The 20,841-nt window shown below is 57.5% G+C and carries 17 protein-coding genes; 3 read left to right on the forward strand and 14 right to left on the reverse strand.

All coding sequences use genetic code 11. From position 1 onward, the window contains the following. Positions 1 to 81: 81 nt before the first annotated feature. Both clpS and clpA read left to right on the forward strand, forming a co-directional pair. Positions 82 to 510, forward strand: coding sequence for an ATP-dependent Clp protease adapter ClpS (clpS, locus tag AC3B6F_RS04570; protein WP_415573109.1), 429 nt, complete (start codon positions 82 to 84; stop codon positions 508 to 510). A gap of 126 nt (positions 511 to 636) precedes the next feature. Further along, positions 637 to 2,946 carry an ATP-dependent Clp protease ATP-binding subunit ClpA gene (gene clpA / locus AC3B6F_RS04575; protein WP_062019072.1) on the forward strand — a complete coding sequence of 770 codons (2,310 nt, stop codon included), beginning with the start codon at positions 637 to 639 and terminating at the stop codon, positions 2,944 to 2,946. 49 nt (positions 2,947 to 2,995) lie between these two features. On the opposite strand, the gene AC3B6F_RS04580 is transcribed toward clpA, so the two are convergent. From AC3B6F_RS04580 to AC3B6F_RS04645, 14 genes are all read right to left on the reverse strand, one after another. Next, positions 2,996 to 3,460, reverse strand: a complete 465-nt coding sequence (locus AC3B6F_RS04580; protein WP_489823523.1) for a DUF3465 domain-containing protein — start codon at positions 3,458 to 3,460, stop codon at positions 2,996 to 2,998. A 73-nt stretch (positions 3,461 to 3,533) separates the two neighbouring features. Next, positions 3,534 to 4,553: a type I glyceraldehyde-3-phosphate dehydrogenase gene (gene gap, locus AC3B6F_RS04585; RefSeq protein ID WP_489823524.1), complete on the reverse strand. Its 1,020-nt coding sequence runs from the start codon at positions 4,551 to 4,553 to the stop codon at positions 3,534 to 3,536. Positions 4,554 to 4,670: 117 nt separating this feature from the next. After that, positions 4,671 to 6,068: a sugar porter family MFS transporter gene (locus AC3B6F_RS04590; RefSeq protein WP_489823525.1), complete on the reverse strand. Its 1,398-nt coding sequence runs from the start codon at positions 6,066 to 6,068 to the stop codon at positions 4,671 to 4,673. 124 nt (positions 6,069 to 6,192) lie between these two features. Continuing rightward, positions 6,193 to 7,845, reverse strand: coding sequence for an electron transfer flavoprotein-ubiquinone oxidoreductase (locus AC3B6F_RS04595; protein WP_489823526.1), 1,653 nt, complete (start codon positions 7,843 to 7,845; stop codon positions 6,193 to 6,195). A 34-nt stretch (positions 7,846 to 7,879) separates the two neighbouring features. Further along, positions 7,880 to 8,806, reverse strand: coding sequence for an electron transfer flavoprotein subunit alpha/FixB family protein (locus tag AC3B6F_RS04600; RefSeq protein WP_489823527.1), 927 nt, complete (start codon positions 8,804 to 8,806; stop codon positions 7,880 to 7,882). Next, positions 8,806 to 9,567 carry an electron transfer flavoprotein subunit beta/FixA family protein gene (locus AC3B6F_RS04605; RefSeq protein ID WP_489823528.1) on the reverse strand — a complete coding sequence of 254 codons (762 nt, stop codon included), beginning with the start codon at positions 9,565 to 9,567 and terminating at the stop codon, positions 8,806 to 8,808. Before AC3B6F_RS04605 ends, AC3B6F_RS04600 begins: the two co-directional genes overlap by 1 nt. A 16-nt stretch (positions 9,568 to 9,583) precedes the next feature. Further along, positions 9,584 to 10,441 carry a sugar phosphate isomerase/epimerase family protein gene (locus AC3B6F_RS04610; RefSeq protein WP_489823529.1) on the reverse strand — a complete coding sequence of 286 codons (858 nt, stop codon included), beginning with the start codon at positions 10,439 to 10,441 and terminating at the stop codon, positions 9,584 to 9,586. Positions 10,442 to 10,443: 2 nt separating this feature from the next. Then, positions 10,444 to 11,592: a dihydrodipicolinate synthase family protein gene (locus AC3B6F_RS04615; RefSeq protein ID WP_489823530.1), complete on the reverse strand. Its 1,149-nt coding sequence runs from the start codon at positions 11,590 to 11,592 to the stop codon at positions 10,444 to 10,446. A 9-nt stretch (positions 11,593 to 11,601) separates the two neighbouring features. Then, the gene (locus AC3B6F_RS04620; RefSeq protein ID WP_489823531.1) at positions 11,602 to 12,369 is read right to left on the reverse strand and encodes a 3-ketoacyl-ACP reductase; all 768 of its coding nucleotides are present in this window, start codon (positions 12,367 to 12,369) and stop codon (positions 11,602 to 11,604) included. Continuing rightward, positions 12,366 to 13,508 carry an acyl-CoA dehydrogenase family protein gene (locus AC3B6F_RS04625; protein WP_489823532.1) on the reverse strand — a complete coding sequence of 381 codons (1,143 nt, stop codon included), beginning with the start codon at positions 13,506 to 13,508 and terminating at the stop codon, positions 12,366 to 12,368. The genes AC3B6F_RS04620 and AC3B6F_RS04625 overlap by 4 nt, the downstream gene beginning before the upstream one ends. Before the next feature lie 160 nt (positions 13,509 to 13,668). Then, complete coding sequence (locus tag AC3B6F_RS04630) at positions 13,669 to 14,928, reverse strand: glycerate kinase type-2 family protein (protein ID WP_489823533.1); 1,260 nt, start codon at positions 14,926 to 14,928, stop codon at positions 13,669 to 13,671. A gap of 44 nt (positions 14,929 to 14,972) precedes the next feature. Then, the gene (locus AC3B6F_RS04635; RefSeq protein ID WP_489823534.1) at positions 14,973 to 16,544 is read right to left on the reverse strand and encodes an acyl CoA:acetate/3-ketoacid CoA transferase; all 1,572 of its coding nucleotides are present in this window, start codon (positions 16,542 to 16,544) and stop codon (positions 14,973 to 14,975) included. Between the two features lie 89 nt (positions 16,545 to 16,633). Next, positions 16,634 to 18,226 carry a GMC family oxidoreductase gene (locus AC3B6F_RS04640; RefSeq protein ID WP_489823535.1) on the reverse strand — a complete coding sequence of 531 codons (1,593 nt, stop codon included), beginning with the start codon at positions 18,224 to 18,226 and terminating at the stop codon, positions 16,634 to 16,636. A 1-nt stretch (position 18,227) separates the two neighbouring features. After that, entirely contained in the window at positions 18,228 to 19,766 is a 1,539-nt protein-coding gene (locus tag AC3B6F_RS04645; RefSeq protein ID WP_489823536.1) for an aldehyde dehydrogenase family protein, read from the reverse strand. Positions 19,767 to 20,163: 397 nt separating this feature from the next. Between AC3B6F_RS04645 and AC3B6F_RS04650 the strand changes: the two genes are divergently transcribed. Next, a complete protein-coding gene (locus tag AC3B6F_RS04650) occupies positions 20,164 to 20,817 on the forward strand; it encodes a TetR/AcrR family transcriptional regulator (protein ID WP_489823537.1) in 654 nt (217 codons plus the stop codon). Positions 20,818 to 20,841 lie beyond the last annotated feature (24 nt).

The raw sequence follows: 20,841 nt of genomic DNA on the forward strand, positions 1-20,841 counted from the left end.
AGGAACATGGCAATATTCACGAAATGTACTGCTTCTTACCCCCTTCTCAAGTCGGGGGAAGCGTCCCATATCATACCAGTCATGTCTTCTTACGATTTTCTTTCACCCGCTACCGCCAGTCTGCAAGCCGAATCCATTTACGGATCGACCGTAATGGGGCCAGGACCGTCGGACCCCAAAGAACCCACGGGGCCACGCCTTCCCGATGACGAAGATCTGGGACTCAGCGTTGTCGTTCGTCCTCGGACACGGACGCGCAAGCCGTCCATGTACAAGGTACTGATGCTGAATGACGACTACACGCCAATGGAGTTCGTCGTGCATGTGCTGGAGCGCTTTTTCTCCATGAACCGGGAAGAAGCGACAGCCGTCATGTTGCAGGTGCATCAGCGAGGGGTCGGCGTCTGCGGCGTCTTTACCTACGAGGTTGCGGAAAGCAAGGTGGCTCAGGTTATGGATCTGGCACGCCAGAACCAGCATCCGCTTCAGTGTACGATCGAAAAAGACTGACTTTCCTGCCCTAAGGAATGCAGGCACCGGACAATTTCTTGTTCAATCCTGCGTTTCTGACTGGCGTTACGTGTTGCACCACGACAAGATACCTCTTCCACGAGAGGTCGAGAGGAGCGCCACCCTATGCTGTCCCGTACGCTCGAACAGACGCTCCACCGCGCCCTGACATTCGCGGGGGATCGGCGTCATGAATATGCCACCCTCGAACATCTGCTGCTGGCTCTGACAGAAGATGCCGACGCACTGACGGTTTTCCGCGCATGCGGAATCGACCTTGAGAAGCTGCGCTCCGACCTGACCGATTTCCTGGACAAGGATCTGGCGGGGCTAGCGTCAGATCGCCCGACAGAACCCAAACCCACGGCGGCTTTCCAGCGCGTGATCCAGCGTGCGGCCATTCATGTGCAGAGCACAGGCCGCGACGAAGTCACGGGCGCGAACGTACTGGTTGCGCTCTTTGCCGAGCGTGAAAGCCATGCCGTGTACTTCCTGCAATTGCAGGACATGACGCGACTCGACGCCGTGAACTTCATTTCTCATGGAATTGCCAAAGCTCCGGACCGGGGTGCAGGCCGCAAACCTGCTGCTGCGTCCAAGGACACGTCCGAACGCGAAGAGCGCAAGGAAACGGCCAAGGACGGTGCACTGGCGACCTATTGCGTCAATCTGAACGATCGTGCCCGCGAAGGACGGATCGATCCGCTGATTGGTCGCGATCAGGAAATTGAACGCACGATCCAGATCCTGTGCCGCCGCACAAAGAACAACCCACTTTATGTGGGTGATCCGGGTGTGGGCAAGACGGCTATTGCAGAAGGTCTGGCCAAGCGCATCGTTGAGAAGGACGTACCTGAAGTCCTGCAGGACAGCACGATTTTCTCCCTCGACATGGGTTCGCTTCTGGCTGGTACGCGCTATCGCGGTGACTTTGAGGAACGCCTCAAGGCCGTTGTGACGGAACTTGACCAGACGCCGGGTGCAATCCTGTTCATCGACGAAATCCACACCGTTATTGGTGCGGGTGCAACGTCGGGCGGAGCAATGGATGCGTCCAACCTTCTAAAACCGGCTCTGGCGGCTGGCACGCTGCGCTGCATCGGGTCCACGACGTACAAGGAGTTCCGGCAGCACTTCGAGAAGGACCGTGCTCTGGTACGGCGCTTCCAGAAGATCGACGTGCCGGAACCATCCATTGAGGATGCCATCAAGATCCTGCGGGGCCTGAAGGGCAGCTACGAGAAGCACCATAAGGTTCGCTATACCGACGAGGCCCTGCGTGGCGCCGTCGAACTGGCAGCCCGTTACGTGCATGACCGCAAGCTGCCGGACAAGGCCATCGACGTGATTGATGAGGTCGGTGCGGCGCGGATGCTGGTTCCTGAGAACAAGCGCCGCAAGACCGTCACGCTGAAAGACGTGGAAGACGCCATCGCCAAGATTGCGCGTATTCCGCCCAAGGCTGTCACGGCAGATGACCGTGAGACCCTGCGCCATCTGGAGCGGGATCTGCGGAACATGGTGTTCGGTCAGGACAAGGCGATTGATGCGCTTGCCGCAGCGATCAAGCTGTCCCGCGCCGGTCTGCGCGATATGGAGAAGCCGATTGGCAACTACCTGTTCTCCGGCCCCACGGGTGTCGGCAAAACGGAAGTGGCCAAGCAACTTGCCTCGTCTCTGGGCATTGAGCTGATCCGGTTCGACATGTCCGAATACATGGAGCGTCATTCGATCTCCCGTCTGATCGGTGCACCTCCGGGCTATGTCGGGTTTGATCAGGGCGGACTGCTGACGGATGCGATTGACCAGCATCCCCACGCCGTCCTGCTGCTGGACGAAATCGAAAAGGCCCATCCGGACCTTTACAACGTCCTGCTTCAGGTCATGGATCATGGTCGTCTGACGGATCACAACGGCAAGACCGTCGATTTCCGCAACGTGATCCTGATCATGACCACGAATGCCGGCGCGGCGGATCTGTCCAAGGAAGCGATCGGCTTTGGTCGCACCAGTCGTTCGGGCGAGGATGAAGAGGCGATCAAGCGCACCTTCACCCCTGAGTTCCGGAACCGTCTGGATGCGGTCATTCCGTTCGCCAATCTGACGCCGGAGACCGTGGGCCGCGTGGTGGAGAAGTTTATTCTCCAGCTTGAAGCCCAGTTGGCCGACCGTCACGTCACGATCGAAATCTCCTCTGCCGCCAAGGAATGGCTGGCCGAGAAGGGTTACGATCGCCTGTATGGTGCACGCCCTCTGGGTCGTGTCATTCAGGAGCACATCAAGAAGCCTCTGGCGGAAGAACTGCTCTTCGGCCGGCTGGCAAAGGGTGGCGCTGTGAAGATCGGTTTGAAAAACGACGCGCTGGACTTCGAGATCATCGAAGGCTCGGAGCTCAAGAACGAAGACGCCGAGAAAAAAGACGAAGCGACGAACTAAGTCGTCTTGTCAGGAAAAAGCCCCGGAGGATGATCCTCCGGGGCTTTTTTTATTCGTAGCGATGTCCGTTGACGGTCACATACCCGGCCCAGGGCCATTTGCGACTTGTGCCATGATGCGTCCAGTCGATGCCCTGCTTGCGCAGGCTGTCGTAATAATACCGGCCCTGCACCTCAACGGTGTCACCCTTCTGGACCCACGGCCACTGAGGGGCGCTCATCTCATCCAGCCCGGAGACGATCCGGATGGAAACGCCCTGTCCGACATCGACGTAGAAATAGCCATGCCAGCCGCTGCGTGTTCTTTGCGCCCGCTGTGCCACCGCAATGACACGCCCGCAGATATGTTCCGGAAGGTCCGTCCGGGTGGCGCCGCGTTGTTCGAAAGTCTGCTGGTCGTTCAGGAATTTCGCGTTGTCGCAGGTTGCGGGCATGGAGGCCACGCTCTGGGCAGAAGCCCCAAGCGGCGCGCCAAGGCAGGCCATTAGCGCCAGAAGTTTCAGACGGGACATCATGGAAAAAGCACCCTCCGTTCAGGAAAGTGCTTTTATGCTCCGTTCCATACTCTGAAACAAATAGCCACCTGACTTACATCGTCCCAAACAGGACGGACGTGTCGATCATGCGGTTCGAGAAACCCCATTCGTTGTCATACCAAGCACACACGCGCACCATCCGTCCGCATTCCATGATCGCCGTCTGTGTTGCATCGAAATTGGACGACGCGGGCGAGTGGTTGAAATCGCTGCTGACCAGAGGCGCATCGCTATAGGCCAGCACGCCTTTCAGAGCCCCCTTGGCCGCTTCCTGCATGACGCGGTTCACATCCTTTGGTGTCTCAGGCGGATTGCGGGACAGGAAGTCGAGCGACACCAGCGAGACATTCGGCGTTGGAACACGGATAGAGGTTCCGTCCAGCCGACCTTTCAGATGGGGCAGCACCAGTCCGATGGCCTTGGCGGCCCCAGTCGAAGTGGGAACCATGTTCAGGGCGGCGGAACGTGCCCGCCGCAGATCCCGATGGCGACGGTCCACGATCTGCTGGTCTCCGGTATAGGAGTGGATCGTGACCATGTAGCCGCATTCGATGCCGAAATTGTCGTCCAGCACTTTCACAAGCGGAGCAAGGCAGTTGGTCGTGCAGGAGGCGTTGGAAATGACCGTCATTTCCGGCTTCAGCATGTCATTATTCACACCATATACAATGGTGGCATCAACATCCGTTCCCGGCGCGGAAATCAGAACCTTGCGGGCACCGGCATCCAGAAGAAGCCCTGCCTTTTCCTTCGTCGTAAAAAGACCTGAACATTCAAGGGCCACATCCACGCCCTCGAACGGAACCTTTGAAGGGTCACGCTCGGAAGAGACACGGATAGGACCGTAAGTTCTGCCGTTATGGGTGATTGTGAGCATGTCGCCCTCAAGCTGCACCTCACCCGGCATCCGGCCATGCACGCTGTCATAAATCAGCATATGCACCTTGTCTTCGACTGATCCAGGCCCATTGATTCCGACCGGCATAACGTCCTGCCGTCCTGTTTCAACGATGCTGCGAAGGGCCAGCCTGCCAATACGGCCGAAACCGTTAATGGCGATCTTTACTGTCATTGTCTTGGGTCTCCGTCAGGGGAAACCGCTCCCGGGACGAGTCCACGACGGCGGTTTGTCCCGGCAGGCGTGAGAGCGCCGGGACAGTCTTGCCAGAAAGGGTGTCAGAGCCGAGGTTCACAGGCCGATCCGGTTGAGCGGCTTGCCAGCCATGAGGTTCCGCTCGATCTGTTCGAGGCTGACACCACGCGTTTCAGGCACGAATTTCAGGGTCAGGTAGATGAAGAACGCATTGAAAGCGGCATACATCCAGAAGGTCTGAGCATTGCCGATCGTGTTCAACAGCGTCAGGAACGTCAGACCAACAATCATGTTTGTGATCCAGTTCGTAAAAGTCGAGCAGGCGATACCGAAGTCACGGCCCTTGATGGGCTGCACTTCCGAACACAGGATCCACACCAGCGGTCCGGCAGAGAACGCAAAGCCCACGATGAAGGCCAGCAGCATCACGACAGCACCATAGCGGGCCAGTTCGCTGTCACCCGTTCCGAAATAGAGAAGCGTGCCAACCGTAAACATGCCGATCGTCATGATAATGAAGCCGGCAATGAGCATCGGACGGCGGCCCCATTTGTCCACGAAGCCGATGGCGATGAACGTGGAGAGCACGTTGACCAGTCCGACAATCGCCGTACCCCACATGGCTGCGTTATCGCCGAAACCTGCGACTTCGAAGATGCGCGGGGCGTAGTACATGACCACGATAATGCCGGTGAACTGCTGCATGGTCTGAAGCAGAACCCCGAGAAACACTGAACGGCGGAAATTGGCATTGGCCTTGAAGAGACCGTAGCCGCCTTCAATCTGGGCAAGCTGCTCCTCAATGTCTGCAATTTCCGAGCGTGCTTCCCCTTCATGGCCACGGAGCTGATGCAGGACCGTGAAGGCCTCGTCCTTGCGTCCGCGCAGAACCAGCCAGCGCGGACTGTCCGGCAGCAGAAGCACACCCAGCAAAAACACGACGCCGGGGATGGCAACGATTCCGAGCATCCAACGCCAGGAACCGGAATACGCCAGCAGCGCATCGGAGATAAACGCTACGAAAATCCCGACCGTGATCATGAGCTGGTAAACCGAGATCAGAGACCCGCGGTAGTGCTGATGGGCGATCTCGGAGATGTAAAGTGGAGCGGTAAAGCTGGCGATACCAACAGACACGCCAAGCACCATCCGTCCGATGATGAGAAACGTGACGGATGTGGCCAGCGCGCAGAGCAGCGAACCCAGAACGAACAGGAAAGCGGAAGACAGCAACAGTCGCTTACGGCCGAAGAGGAAAGAGAGCCGCCCGCCGGAAACTGCGCCCAGCGCCGCCCCGACCATCATGGCCGAGACGATGCATTCTTTGCCAAAATCCGTCACGTTGAATTCCTGACCGATGAATTTCAAGGCGCCTGAAATTACACCGAGATCGAGGCCAAACATCAGCCCCGCGACCGCAGCCAGGATTGCGGTCAGAACACTTTTACCATTCAGGGACACTGGCGGCGATGCCGAAAGGTCGATGCCACTCATTGCCTTGTTCCTCTTCTTCAGGTTCCCGTTATGGGAACAACCTTTAACTATTCATGTTCTAGAGTTATTATCTCAGGTAAAATCAAATAAAAGAGAATGTTTTTCTTTCTATTTTATTTGATATTTACATGTTCGGATAGTTTGGGCCATCCCCGCCCTGCGGTGTTGTCCAGACGATATCCTGACTCGGATCTTTGATGTCACACGTTTTACAGTGCACGCAGTTCTGGAAATTAATCTGAAAGCGTGGCTGTTCATTTTCCGGGCGCAGCACTTCATAGACACCCGCCGGGCAATATCGCTGGGCCGGCTCGTCATAGAGCGGCAGATTGACCGCTATCGGGATGGATGGATCACGCAGGGTCAGATGGCACGGCTGGCGTTCTTCATGGTTGGTGAAAGAGAACGCCACGTTGGTCGTGCGGTCGAAGCTCAGTTCGCCATCCGGTTTGCGATAGTCGATCCGCTTGAACTGCGAAGCCAGACCCGTTGCTGCGGCATCGGATTTGCCATGATGCAGGGTCCGGAACGGGGAATACCCGACCAGGCTGGTCATCCACATATCAAGGCCACCAAGAGCGACGCCACCGATCAGCCCGAAACGCTCCCAAAGCGGTTTGACGTTCCGGACAGGCTTGAGGTCTGCGCCTACAGGGCCATTACGGAGTTCGTCTTCATAGGCCGTCAGTTCATCCTGTGCCCTGCTCGCAGCCAGAGCGGAGCGTGCCGCGTCCGCTGCTGCGATGCCGGAGAAAATGGCGTTATGGCTGCCCTTGATGCGCGGGACATTCACCAGCCCGGCGGAACACCCCAGCAGAACACCACCCGGGAAGGTTACCTTGGGGATGGACTGCCAGCCGCCTTCTGAAAGCGCGCGGGCCCCGTAGGCCACACGCTTTCCGCCCTTCAGCAGTTCGGCCACCATCGGGTGGTGCTTGAACTCCTGAAACTCGCGATACGGGTCCAGATACGGGTTTTCATAGCCAAGATGGACCACAAACCCAACGCAGACCTGATTGTTGTCGAGATGGTAGATGAAGGACCCGCCACCGGCTTTGCTGTTCAGCGGCCAGCCCATGGTGTGCGTGACCGTGCCTTCATGATGCTTGGCGGGATCGATTTCCCAGATTTCCTTGAGGCCCAACCCGAATTTCTGCGGGTCTTTGCCTTCGGAAAGCGCGAACCGATCCATTAACTGACGGGCCAGTGAACCCCGCGCGCCTTCCGCGAAGAACACGTATTTCCCGCGCAGTTCCATGCCCGGTTCATAGGCATCGCCCGGTGTTCCGTCCGGGTTCTTGCCAAACTCACCAGCCACGACACCCGCAACGCGGCCCTGCTCGTCATAAACGATCTCGCTCGCTGCCATGCCGGGGAAGATTTCCACCTCCAGGCCCTCTGCGACCTGTGCCAGCCAGCGACAGACATTCCCGAGCGAGACGATGTAATTCCCATGGTTGTCCATGAGTTTTGGCATCATGCTGTTCGGCAGGCGGATCTGGCTCTTTTCCGTCAGCAGGAAGAAATTATCTTCCCTCACCGGGACGGTAATGGGCGCATCCATGGTCCGCCAGTCAGAGAGCAGCACATCCAGCGCGCACGGATCAATGACCGCGCCTGACAGGATATGCGCCCCGACTTCAGACCCTTTATCCAGTACGACCACGGAGAGGTCCGGCTCGTTCTGTTTGAGCCGGATCGCCGCGGAGAGACCGGCAGGGCCAGCGCCGACGATGACAACGTCATAGTCCATGCTTTCCCGTTCGATCGTAGTCATGGTCTTTCTCCTCCCTGCAGGCCGCCGGGGCCTGTCAGAGTTTTGCCGTCAGTTCGGGAAGGATGGTGAAGAGGTCTCCCACCAGCCCGTAATCCGCGACCTGGAAAATCGGGGCATCTTCATCCTTGTTGATGGCAACGATCACCCGGGAATCCTTCATGCCCGCCAGATGCTGGATCGCCCCGGAAATACCGACCGCGATATACAGATCAGGCGCCACGATCTTGCCCGTCTGACCGACCTGCCAGTCATTCGGCGCGTATCCGGCATCCACAGCAGCCCGGCTGGCACCGATGGCAGCGTTCAGCTTGTCCGCAAGCTTAGCGATGGTGTCGAAGTTCTCTTTCGATCCGACGCCACGACCACCTGAAACGATGGTCTTGGCAGCCGTCAGTTCAGGACGCTCGGACTCAACTGCCTTGTCTTCCACCCAGAACGAAAGCCCCGGATCAGCCGGAACGGACACATTTTCCACACTGGCAGACCCACCTTCGCCAACAGCCGAGAAGGCCGCAGTACGAATGGTGAAAACCTTCACCGGATCGGAGGACTGCACCGTCTGGATCGCATTGCCGGCATAGACCGGACGATCGAACGTCTCAGCATCCTTCACGGCCGTTACGTCTGACAGGACCATGACATCCAGCAGAGCCGCAACGCGGGGCAGAACGTTCTTGGAGAACGCCGTCGAGCCCGCAGCGATATGGCTATAGCCGGACGCCAGAGACACGATGAGAGCGGCGACAGGTTCAGCCAGTTCATGAGCCAGAGACGCATCATCCGCCAGCAGGACTTTGGACACACCCTCAAGCTTCGCAGCTTCAGCGGCAGCATCCGCTCCGTTCTGGGTCGCGACGAGAACCGTCACATCGCCCAGCGCCTTGACGGCGGACAGGGCCTTGGCAACGGTATCGGTAACGAGGTGGCCATTGGCCACTTCAGCAAGCAGCAGAACAGACATCAGATCACTCCTGCTTCAGTCTTGAGTTTCGAAACCAGCTCATCGACGGAACCGACCTTCACACCAGCCTGACGCTGAGGCGGTTCAGCCGTGCGGATGACCTTCAGGCGCGGCGCAATATCCACACCAAGATCAGACGCCTTGCGTTCTTCAAGCGGCTTCTTCTTGGCCTTCATGATGTTGGGCAGAGCGACATAGCGCGGCTCGTTCAGGCGCAGATCCGACGTGATGATGGCAGGCAGCTTCACGCGGATGGTCTGAAGGCCACCATCAACCTCACGGCTGACGGTTGCGCTGTCGCCCTCAATCTCGACGGACGACGCGAACGTGGCCTGACCCCACCCCAGGAGGGCGGCGAGCATCTGGCCGGTCGCGTTCATGTCGTTGTCGATGGCCTGCTTGCCCGCGATGACGAGGTTTGGTTTCTCATCCTCAATCACCTTCGCCAACAGCTTGGCGACGGCGAGAGGCTCGATATCTACGTTCACATCCGTCGTGGCTTCGACAAAAATGGCGCGGTCCGCGCTCATGGCGAGCACAGTGCGCAGTGTTTCTTTCGCCTGCGGCACACCGATGGAGACAGCAACCACTTCCGTGGCGATGCCTTTTTCCTTGAGACGGACAGCTTCTTCGATGGCAATTTCGTCAAACGGATTGACCGACATCTTGACGTTCGCAAGCTCGACCCCAGATCCGTCACCCTTTACGCGGATGCGGACGTTGTAATCGACGACACGTTTGACAGGGACGAGGATCTTCATGATGCCCTCCGACGGGTCAGCAGACAGTGCGGAAGCGTTCGACCATCGTGTCCAGCACGTCAGCCGGGTGGCGCTTCCACCAGTTATTCGCGGAAAAGATTTCCACCTCGCAGAAACCGGAATACCCGGCGGCTTCCACCTCCCTGCGGATCCCCCGCAGGTCTGCAACGCCGTCCCCCATCATCCCGCGGTCAAGCAGGATGTCGGTTGTGGGAACAAGCCAGTCACATAGGTGAAAACCCAGAATGCGGTTTCCCGCACGAGCGAGCTGGCGTGGCAGGTCCGTGTCCCACCACACATGGTAGATATCGATCGCAACGCCCAGGCTCTCCGACGCCAGAAGGTCGCAGAGATCCAGGGCGTCACGGGTGGTCGTGAGGCAGGAGCGGTCTCCGGCATAAGCCGGATGCAGAGGTTCCAGCGCGAGTTTCACGCCACAGGCTTCAGCATAGGGAATGGCCTTCGCCATACGGTCCGCCACGATGTCCAGACTGCGCGTCACGCCTTTCGTGCCGGTTTCCACACCACCGACAACGATGGTCAGAACATCGGTCCCGAGTGCGGCCGTCTGGTCGATGGACCGACGGAAATCCGACAGGATCGCCTCTTCTGTCTGAAGGCCCAGCGGACCGACCAGAAAGGGCGTCCGGCACAGGCCGACAACCTTCACCCCAGCCTGACGCGCCCGGTCTCCGATTTCCGCAGCCCTATCTTCGATCTCCCGCCGCCAGAACACGATCCCGCCAATGCCGCGTTCGGCACAGGCGTCGATCGTCTGTTCCGGTGACCACCCTGCCCCAACGCCCGGCACATTATGGCCAAGCGTTGCGGTATTGAGGGCGAGAGCCGAATGATCGTGACGGAAGTCCCGCATGATCAGGCCCCGTACATCGCCAGAAGCGACTTCATCCGGTGCACGGCCAGATCGGGGTTCCGCAGCAGGCCGCAGCCATCAGCGAGACGGAAGATCTCCGTGAAATGCTGAATGGAGCGCATGGACTGCGCACCATTCAGCATGATGAAGTGATCCTGAAATCCGTTCAGCCAGGCCAGAAACACCACGCCCGTCTTGTAGTACTGCGTGGGCGCCTGAAAGATCACGCGGGCCAGAGGAACGGTCGGGTCGAGCGCAGCGTGAAAGCCTTTCACATCGCCTTCACCCAGCAGTTTTACACCACGAGCCGCCAGCGGCGCGATCGGATCAAAAATGCCGAGAAGCGCATGGCTGTAGTCCTGCTCATCCCCGGCGATCAGTTCGGGGTAATTGAAATCATCACCCGTATACATTCGCACGCCCTTGGGCAGCCGACGACGCATGATGATTTCCTTCTCCTTGTCGAGAAGGGAAATCTTGATGCCGTCCACCTTCGAGACGTTTTCTTCAATGATGCTCAGGACTGTTTCCAGGGCCTCATTGAAATCATCCGTGCCCCAGTAGCCAGCCAGAGCCGGATCGAAATCCTTGCCCAACCAGTGCAGAACGACAGGCTCATCACAGGCGGAAAGCACCTCGCGGTAAACCCGCTTATAGTCCTCGGCACTGGACGCCACACGGACGAGGGCTCGACTGGCCATCAGGATGACGCGTGCGCCAACCTTCTGGATCGCCTCGACCTGTTCCAGATAAGCTGCAAGCACATGATCGACGGAGCGTGCATCCTTCGGGTCCAGATGATCTGTCCCCGCGCCGTTCACGACCATTGCATCGGGCAGTTCAGCCTTGGTGCGACGGATCAGATCCAGCGCACCGGGCCAGTCCAGACCCATGCCGCGCTGGGCCGTATCCATCGCTTCCGCAATACCGAGGCCCATGCCGACGAGGTAGCGACGGAACTCAAGCGTCTTCTTCCAGTCAATCGTGGCACGGCCAGACGGTGCATTATCCGTAAACGGATCAGCGACGACATGGGCCGCCGAATAGACGATCCGGGCCGGATTGGCAGGAAGGGCACTGCGAGGAACAGGAGTACCGATCAGATGGTAGTCCATCTTCCGGCCGGTTTCGTCGGGCAGGATGATCTTCATAACCGTTTCTCAGAAGCGCGGCACAAGCATTCCGGCATCCGCCGAAATGACCTGGCCTGTGGTGTAAGGCAGTTTCCCGGTGGCAAGGGCCGCAATGATGCGCCCCATGTCCGAGGGCTCTCCAACACGGGGAAGCAGGGTCAGCCCCTCTTCCGCGCGCTGGCGGTAGTGCTGGATTACGGCAGCCGTCATATCCGTGGCGATCAGGCCGGGCTGAACGTCATAAACCGCGATATTCTCGATCCCGAGACGCACGGCCAGAGCCTTGGACACCATGGCCGCCGCAGCCTTTGACGCACAGTATTCAGACCGCTGCACCGCCACAGCGGTCGCGTTCGACGATGTGACATTGACGATCGAATGGAACGCATCCGCTGACCGTTCCCGGCCCAGAAGCCGCTTTGCGAAAGCCTGCGACAGGAAGAACACCGCTTTCGCGTTGATCGTCAGGCACCGGTCCCAGCTTGCTTCGGACACCTCCAGCAGGTCACCCCGCTGGAGGACGCCGACACCCGCATTGTTCACCAGCGTCGTCAACGGGCCGAGTTCGTCTTCAATCTGCGCCAGAACATCCTCATGGGCGCTGATGTCGGAGACGTCGAACGGGGCGGCCGCAACCTTTGCGCCCAGTCCTTCCAGACGGGCAACGGCTGCACGCAGTTCTTCATCATCAACCGGTCCATTGACCGCTAAAGAAAATCCCTCTTTAGCGAGCGCTTCAGCGGCGGCGAGGCCAATCCCGCGTGAGGAGCCGGTGACGAGAGCGACCTGTTTCATGCACGGGCGCCCTTCTTGAGCAGTTCACGCGCGATGATCATGCGCTGAATCTGGTTCGTACCTTCGTAGATCTGCGTGATCTTGGCATCGCGATACAGGCGCTCAACTTCGAAGCCACGGATGTACCCGGAACCACCAAAAACCTGCACAGCATCGGCGGTGCGAGCCACCGCCATGTCACCAGCAAAGCACTTCGCCATGGAACAGGAACGTGTGGCGTCCTGCCCGTTGTCGATCTTCACCGCAGCGGAATGGACCAGCAGGCGAGCCGCTTCGATGTCCTTGGCCATATCGGCCAGAAGCCACTGAACGCCCTGGAACTCAGAGATATGCTTGCCGAACTGCTTGCGGGTTCCGGCATAGTCCACAGCGGCTTCAAGACCAGCCTGTGCAATGCCAACGGCGAGCGCTGCGATACCCACGCGTCCCTTGTCCAGCACGCTCATCATCATGTGGAAGCCACGGTTCATCTCGCCCAGAAGGGCATTGGATCTCAGGCGCACATTGTTGAAATCAAGCGCGCCGACCTGGCTGGCGCGCTGGCCCATCTTGTGTTCCTTCGGTCCACGCTCAACACCTTCGGCATGCAGATCCACGATGAAGATGGACATGCCACGGTTGCCCGCTTCCTTGTCGGTGCGGGCCAGAACGAACCCAAGATCTGCGACTGGAGCATTATGGATCCAGATCTTGCCGCCATTCAGGACCCAGCCGTCGCCATCCCGTTCTGCAGTCGTGCGAATACCGGAGACATCCGTGCCAGCTTCCGGCTCGGTGATGCAGTACGCGACTTTGCGCTTCATGGAGAGAATATCGGGCAGAAGAGCCTTTTGCTCATCCGTACCGTGGCGCACCAGCAGCGTGGAAATCAGTTCCACCAGGCCACACTGATCGGCAACGCTGGCGTAGCCACGGGACAGTTCTTCCATCACGACGGCATAGGTCAGGGTATCGAAGCCAGGCCCGCCAAGTTCTTCCGGAACAGCAATACCGAACAGGCCCAGACGGCCCATCTCTTCATAGATTTCGGCCGGAAAACGCTCTTCACGGTCGAGGGCCTCAGCAGCAGGGCGGATGACTTCATCCACGAAGGCCCGTGTGGTCTCGCGAACCTGCTCCTGAATTTCATTGAGAAACATAACCCGATTCCCTTAATTTGTAACTAACCAGTTAGTTAGTATGTTGACTGATCTGTTTTCAAGGCCATTCTGCGTTATGAAATCAAAAGAACTTGATCGTCATAATAACCAGAATGAATTCGTTCTCGTTCAATAACAGTTTTTACTTCGCCATCTTTTTCTACCTCAGCAGAATAGCGCGAAAATCATTGACGTTTGTTCCCGTAGGACCTGGAACAAACAGATCATCCAAAGCCTCAAAAGCAGTATAGGCATCGTTTTCCACCAGCAGGACGGACGGGTTAATCCCGCGTTCCCGTAGCCGCCCCATGCTTTCCCCATCTGCAAAGGCCCCGGCATTATCCTCAGACCCGTCAATGCCATCCGTATCCGCTGCGAGCGCGGAAACAGGCAGGCCTTCAGCCGCGAGCGCAAAGGACAGGAGAAACTCCGTATTGCGTCCGCCGCGTCCACGCCCGCGCAGGGTCACCGTTGTTTCGCCACCCGACAGGATGACGACCGGCTTCTGAAAAGGCTGATTGCGGATACTGACCTCACGGGCAATCGCCGCGTGAACCTTGCCAACGTCCCGTGCCTCCCCCTCAATCGCATCGGACAGGATAACGGCTGGAATTCCAAGATTCCGCGACGCCGCTGCAGCTGCCTCCAGAGACAAATGAGCCGACGCCACGATCCGGACTTCATTTCCGTCAAACGCCGGATCTTCCGGGCGGGGTGCGTACCCGAGTTCCCCATCGAGCCATGCCTGAACCTTAGACGGCAAAGTCAGCTTCCAGGCTTTGGCCATGTGGCGAGCATCTTCGCGCGTTTTTGTATCCGGAACCGTCGGACCAGACGCGACCTGCGCCGGATCATCGAACGGAACATCCGAAACCACGAGTGACACCACTTTCGCAGGTGCTGCCGCAGCAGCCAGACGGCCACCCTTGATACCCGAAAACTGCTTGCGGATGGTGTTCATGACAGAAATGGGGGCGCCAGATGACAGAAGAACCCGGCTGAGTTCTACCTCGTCTTCCAGCGTGAACCCTTCTGGCGGGCACGGCAGCAAAGCTGACCCACCCCCACAGATCAGAGCGACAACCAGATCATCCGGACCTAATCCACGCACGGCCTCAAACAGAGCCGCCGTTGCAGCCAGACCGGCTTCATCCGGAACCGGATGGGAAGCCTCCAGAACGCGGATCTGTTCTGTAGGGTAGCCATAGCCATAACGGGTGACGACAACACCTTCCAACGGACCATCCCACACGCGTTCGAAAGCAGCGGCGAGTTGGGCTGCGCCCTTGCCCGCCCCCACCACGACCGTCTTGCCTTTCGGGCGTTCCGGCAGGTTGGCAGCCAGCACGAGATCTGCATCAGCAGCCGTAATGGCAGCGTTGAACAGACCCGTCAGAAAACTGCGATCATCGACTGTCATGGCTTCTTTCAGACTCCACTCACGGAAAAGACGGCGCTGCGTGTTCAGAGCGTAAGCCCCATCACGGCATCCCTGAACAGAACGGCATCCATTTCCTTCAGTTCAGGAGAAACCTTCAGCGGAGTAGACGCCTGATCGAGCACATCTTTCTGAAGATCGATGCCTGGAGCGATTTCCGTGACCGTCAGTTCGCCGTTCAGAAGCTTGAGAACACAGCGTTCCGTCACATAGGTGACATCCTGCCCTGTTTCGGTTGCTCTGCGACCAGAGAAGCTGACCTGATCCACCTCCGGCACAATCTTGGAAATCTTGCCCTCCCGATCAATCACAAGCCGGCCATCCTCAATGTGCATCTTGGCGCCAGCATTGAAATTGCCCGAGAAGATAATGCGCTTGGCCCGTGCCGTAATATCCACGAACCCGCCAGCCCCTGCCGTACGATGCGGCGTGGCAGCAAGGCGGCTGACGTTGACCGATCCATCAGCCCCGATCTCAAGGAAAGACAGCAGGGAGCAGTCAAAACCGCCCGCCTGAAAGTAGCTGAACTGATGGGGAGAAGCGACGAAGGCCTCGGCGTTACTGGCGCAGCCGAACTTGAAATCCAGTAGCGGAACGCCGCCCACCGGTCCCTGTTCGATGACCCATGTCACGCTGCCATGCAGGCCTTCTTCCAAAAGAATCCGCGGGACATTGGCGGAAATCCCGAAGCCGATATTGACCGCCCAGCCATCCTTCAACTCCTGCGCCACACGTCGCGCAATCACCTTGCCCGGATTGAAATCCGGAATGGCGAACGACGACAGAGGCCGAAAAATTTCGCCGGAAATCACTGGATCATAAGGCGTAGCAGTCGTCTGCAACTGATCCGGGGCTTCCACAACAACATCCACAAGAATACCTGGGACTTTGACATCATGCGGCTTCAGCGTGCCCTGTTCTGCCACGCGGCGAACCTGCGCGATGACCAGTCCACCATTGTTATGAGCCGCCAGAGCCATTTCCATGGCCCCCAGCGTGGCGCCTTCCTGCTCGAACGTCAGATTGCCATTTTCGTCCGCTGTTGAAGCGCGAATGATGGCAACGTCTGGCTTGAGCGCAGGGAAATACAACCAGTCTTCACCCTCGAAATCCATGTGGCGCACGATGGGGTTGGTGCGTGCAGAGTCATTCATCGCACCACCTTCCCGCTTCGGGTCCACAAACGTATCGAGACCAACTTTCGTCAACACGCCGGGGCGCAGGGCTGCCCCCTCCCGCAGCATGTCGAAAATGACGCCAGACGGAAGATTATAGGCGGCAACGTCCTCGGCCAGAATGCGCTGCCAGATGAGCGGCGGCTCCGCATTGCTCGGACCAGACGGATAAGACCCACCAATGATCTTCCGGATCATACCGGGCTGCGCGATGTGATCCACGCCCTTGGTTCCGAACATGTCGCCCGTTGCAATCGGATGAATGGTCGTGAGGTTTTTCGGTACGGCTTCTTTTTCAAAGCGCTCGCCGAGAGCCTTAAGAACATCATCGGGGCACAGCAGGCCAGACGAAGCGTTGATTGCGATGGTGGCTCCGTCCTTGATGAGACTGACGGCTTCTGCTGCGGTTCTGGTCTTGGTCATTGCTCTCAATCCGCTATAACCATCTTGTTAGTTACTTATAGTTGTCTGAAATATGCGTTCTGCGAGGAGACGCCTGAAAAACATCGGCTTCAGGCATTCCCCAGAATGAAATCCGCAGCCCGCTCGCCGATCATAACGGTTGTCGCATTCGTGTTAGACCCGATCAGAGAAGGCATGATCGAACTGTCACAAATCCGAAGACCTTCCAGTCCATGCACATGCAGCCGCGGGTCAACAACGGCCATTTCGTCCCGTCCCATCTTGCAGGTGCAGGTGGGATGGTAAGACGTACGCCCCTGCTGACGGGCATAGTCCTCATAAGCCTTGATCGTACGGCCACCACCTTCTGGCAGGCAGACCTTGCCGATGTATTTCTGGAGCGAATGACTTCCGAACATTTCGTAGCTCAGGCGAACGCCTTCTGCCGTCGTCCGCAGGTCATCCGGATGTCCAAGGAAGTTCGGGTCCACAATCGGCGCTTCCCGAGGGTCAGACGAACGCAACGTGACAGACCCACGTGCTTTCGGACGAAGCGTATAGCTGTTGAGTGTGATGCCGGACATTCCTTTCGACACCGAGGCCACACCCGCTTCCGCACCCGCTCCCGCCAGAAAGTGGAACTGAAGATCAGGGCAACTTGCAGCCGGATCGCCGTACCAGAAAGCTCCGCCTTCCACGACGTTGGACGTCACAGGGCCACTATTAAACAGCGAGTACTGCAGGCCAGCCCACATCATCCACTTGAACTGGTTGTACTTGTCAAAACTGTCATGGCCTTTCAGTTCAGCGACGATATCGACACCAAAGTGGTCCTGCAGGTTCTGACCCACACCCGGCAGATCATGAACAACGGGAATTCCGTGTTCTTTCAGATGTGCAGCCGGACCAACACCAGACAGCATCATCAGCTTTGGTGTTCCGATTGCACCGGACGTCACCAACACCTCCTGATCCGCTCGCGCAATACGAACCTGCTTGTCGGCCACATACTGCACGCCAACAGCCCGCTTGCCTTCAAAGACAATCTTCAGGACCATCGCGCCCGTAATGACCGTCAGGTTCTTCCGCTTCATAGCCGGGCGCAGATAGCCAACGGCTGTAGAGCAGCGACGGTTGTTGCGAACCGTGAGCTGGTAAATGCCAGCACCCTGCTGAACTGAACCGTTAAAGTCCGGGTTATAAGGAATCCCGATTTCCTGACAGCTTTGCACGAAGGCGCAGCTGACGGGGTTCGGGCAATCCAGGTTCGACACGCCGAGTGGACCATCCGTTCCGTGCCATGACCCGGCAAGAATGGAATTTCCTTCAGAGCGAATGAAGTACTTCTGGATGTTTTTGAATCCCCAGCCGTCCGCACCTTCCTCTTCCCACCGATCGAAATCGGACGGATGACCTCGCGTGAAGACCTCGGCATTGATGGAGGACCCACCACCCAGAACGCGTGCCTGCACATACGGAATCTGGCGGTTATTGGCATGTTCCTGCGGCGTGGTGACAAGCCCCCATGTCAGGGGACCTGTCGTCATTTTCGCAAAACCAACCGGCATGTGAATGAGTGGATTGGTATCACGTTTACCTGCTTCGATCAGGCAGACGCGCACCGCCGGGTTTCGGGAGAGACGGGCAGCAAGAACACATCCTGCCGAACCGCCACCAACGATAACGTAATCGAAACCAGTCATATCAGGAGATCCAGTGCGTCCGTTTACCGAGATCGACGTGAACGGACTTGATCTGGGTGTATTCTTCCACCCCATACATGCCCGCTTCACGGCCCCAACCGGACTGCTTGAAACCACCCAGCGGCATCTCGGGGCCACCAGCCATGATCGTATTGACCCAGAAGCGCCCGGCCTGAACCTTGCGCGTCACCTTCAGCGCCTTGCTGATATCCTTCGTCCAGACAGATGCCGCCAGCCCATAAACCGTGTCATTGGCTAGGGAGATCGCTTCCTCAAGAGTGCTGAACCGGAAGACCGACAGCACCGGACCAAAGATCTCGTCCGTCGCAATGGACATATCCGGCTTTACGTTCGTGAAGAGCGTCGGCGCGATGTACTGCCCACGGCCCAGATCGACCTTGTTACCGCCACAAAGAACACGCGCGCCTTCGGCCTTACCCTTCTCGATGTAATCAAGAATGGTCTTGTTCTGAGCATCCGTCGTAATGGCGCCAATCTGCGTTTCCGGGTCGAACGGGTCGCCCACGCGGATCTTTTCCATCTTGGCAACCACAAGCTTCTCAAACTTGTCGGCCACGGAGTCTTCAACGATCAAACGGCTGGACGAAACGCAGCACTGCCCGGTGTTGAAGCTGATCCCGAACGCCACGGCATCGGCCGCATCTTCCAGATCGCTGTCGGCAAAGACGACGATCGGGTTCTTGCCACCAAGTTCCAGGCCAAGCTTCTTGAGATTGCTGTCCGCAGAGGCATGAATGCAGGACCGGCCAACACCCGTGGAGCCAGTGAAGGACAGCATATCCACATCCGGATGCTGCGTCAGGGCCTGACCAACGCTTTTGCCCGTGCCGGTTACGACGTTATAGACGCCCTTTGGCAGGCCCGCTTCCGTCAGAATATCGGCGAGCATCAGCGTGGTGGCACTGGTCACTTCCGCTGGCTTCACGACGACCGTGCAGCCCGATGCCAGAATGAACGGCACGCGCTCACACAGAATCATGAACGGGAAGTTCCAGGGCGTGATGAGGCCAACGACACCCACGGGCTCGCGCAGAACCATTCCGAACAGGCTCTCGCCCAGATTGTTGAAGCTGTCGCCGTGCAGAAGACGCGCGGCACCGGCAGCCATCTCGAAACAGGAAATACAGTTGTCGATCTCGGCCTTGGCCTGAGAAATCGGCTTGCCGTTCTCGAGCACTTCCCAGAAGGCGATATCATCGCGACGCTGCTTGAGAAGCTCGGCCGTTTTCAACAGAATCGCGCTGCGTTCCGAACTTGCCAGACCAGCCCATGTTCCGTTTTCAAATGCACACCGCGCCGCGGCTACCGCATCATTCAGATCATCTTCCGTGCAGCGAGCAATCCGTGTGACAATAACATCATGACTGGGAGACTTGCGCTCGAACATTTCACGTCCGTGGCGCCACTCACCATCGATGAAGAACCCAAAGTCACGAGCAACTCCGGATGGAGCCAGTTTCTGCGCCATCTTGTTCATGGACGGCTTCTCCCTGTCTTTCTGGCGGCTGTGCAGGCACATCGCCGTTTCAGTTTCCTGCGTGAAGAGCGGGTCGGCACTTGAATCTTTATCGCTAAAGATTTTGACCAGACCACATTCACACCAACGGCTTCAAAAGGGGCATTCTATTGACTGATGACATTCCGGAACGCCTCTTCAAAAGAAAGCAGCGCAGCTTGGAATGTTCCCTCAATCTTACCCTTAGAAACTTCTCCTTCTCGTTTCCTCGACGGAAAATGCCCCTCTGCACCGATTGGTTACTTTGGTAGCGCGAAACAGAAAATCTCATAAATCACGTTATAGTGATATTAAAATCTCTTTTTAATGTGATATTTTGTGTGATGTTTTGACGATTGGTCATTTCTCGCCATAAAGCGGGAAAACTTCCGGTCCGTTCCAGAAAAAGCGAGACACCCCGTTGAGTGCACAGCCCTCCGACACACAGCCCTCCCGCCCTCGTATCCGGGATGCCGAAGCAACCAAGGGCCGTATTCTTGATGCCGCTAAAAAAGAATTTGCACGCAATGGGCTTGAAGGCGCGCGTGTCGATGCGATTGCACTGGAGGCCAATGCCAACAAACGCATGATTTATCATTACTTTGAAAGCAAGGAGAAGCTCTTCCAGACAGTCCTGGAAAACGCCTATTTCGATATTCGAGAATCCGAAAAAAAACTGGAACTGGACAGCCTGGATCCACGAGAAGCGCTTGAAAGACTCGTCCGCTTTACCTGGAATTATTACATCCAGAATCCAGAATTCATTTCATTGGTAAACAGCGAAAATCTGGCTCAGGCCCGTCATCTCAAAACATCCGAACCCATCAAGATCGTCAGTCGTCGTTTTGTAGGACTCGTCGATACCATTCTCAAACGCGGCGTCGCTGAAGGGATTTTTCGCTCCGGAATTGACCCGGTACAGCTTAACATCACCATTGCAGCGGTGAGCTACTACTACTTCACCAACCAATATACCGGTTCTATTATTTTTGAACGGGATCTGATGTCCGAATCTGCACAGGCAGAGCGCATCCGCTTCAATATCGACACGATCCTACGCATCGTCTGCCTGTGACAGACGATCGAGGGTCATACTACT

This window comes from Gluconobacter sp. ESL1110, assembly GCF_058107395.1.

Bases quoted from the DNA above. Each gene is read 5' to 3' on its own strand.
- clpS (WP_415573109.1), top strand. From the start codon at position 82: ATGTCTTCTTACGATTTTCTTTCACCCGCTACCGCCAGTCTGCAAGCC.
- clpA (WP_062019072.1), top strand. From the start codon at position 637: ATGCTGTCCCGTACGCTCGAACAGACGCTCCACCGCGCCCTGACATTC.
- AC3B6F_RS04580 (WP_489823523.1), bottom strand. From the start codon at position 3,460: ATGATGTCCCGTCTGAAACTTCTGGCGCTAATGGCCTGCCTTGGCGCG.
- gap (WP_489823524.1), bottom strand. From the start codon at position 4,553: ATGACAGTAAAGATCGCCATTAACGGTTTCGGCCGTATTGGCAGGCTG.
- AC3B6F_RS04590 (WP_489823525.1), bottom strand. From the start codon at position 6,068: ATGAGTGGCATCGACCTTTCGGCATCGCCGCCAGTGTCCCTGAATGGT.
- AC3B6F_RS04595 (WP_489823526.1), bottom strand. From the start codon at position 7,845: ATGACTACGATCGAACGGGAAAGCATGGACTATGACGTTGTCATCGTC.
- AC3B6F_RS04600 (WP_489823527.1), bottom strand. From the start codon at position 8,806: ATGTCTGTTCTGCTGCTTGCTGAAGTGGCCAATGGCCACCTCGTTACC.
- AC3B6F_RS04605 (WP_489823528.1), bottom strand. From the start codon at position 9,567: ATGAAGATCCTCGTCCCTGTCAAACGTGTCGTCGATTACAACGTCCGC.
- AC3B6F_RS04610 (WP_489823529.1), bottom strand. From the start codon at position 10,441: ATGCGGGACTTCCGTCACGATCATTCGGCTCTCGCCCTCAATACCGCA.
- AC3B6F_RS04615 (WP_489823530.1), bottom strand. From the start codon at position 11,592: ATGAAGATCATCCTGCCCGACGAAACCGGCCGGAAGATGGACTACCAT.
- AC3B6F_RS04620 (WP_489823531.1), bottom strand. From the start codon at position 12,369: ATGAAACAGGTCGCTCTCGTCACCGGCTCCTCACGCGGGATTGGCCTC.
- AC3B6F_RS04625 (WP_489823532.1), bottom strand. From the start codon at position 13,508: ATGTTTCTCAATGAAATTCAGGAGCAGGTTCGCGAGACCACACGGGCC.
- AC3B6F_RS04630 (WP_489823533.1), bottom strand. From the start codon at position 14,928: ATGACAGTCGATGATCGCAGTTTTCTGACGGGTCTGTTCAACGCTGCC.
- AC3B6F_RS04635 (WP_489823534.1), bottom strand. From the start codon at position 16,544: ATGACCAAGACCAGAACCGCAGCAGAAGCCGTCAGTCTCATCAAGGAC.
- AC3B6F_RS04640 (WP_489823535.1), bottom strand. From the start codon at position 18,226: ATGACTGGTTTCGATTACGTTATCGTTGGTGGCGGTTCGGCAGGATGT.
- AC3B6F_RS04645 (WP_489823536.1), bottom strand. From the start codon at position 19,766: ATGTGCCTGCACAGCCGCCAGAAAGACAGGGAGAAGCCGTCCATGAAC.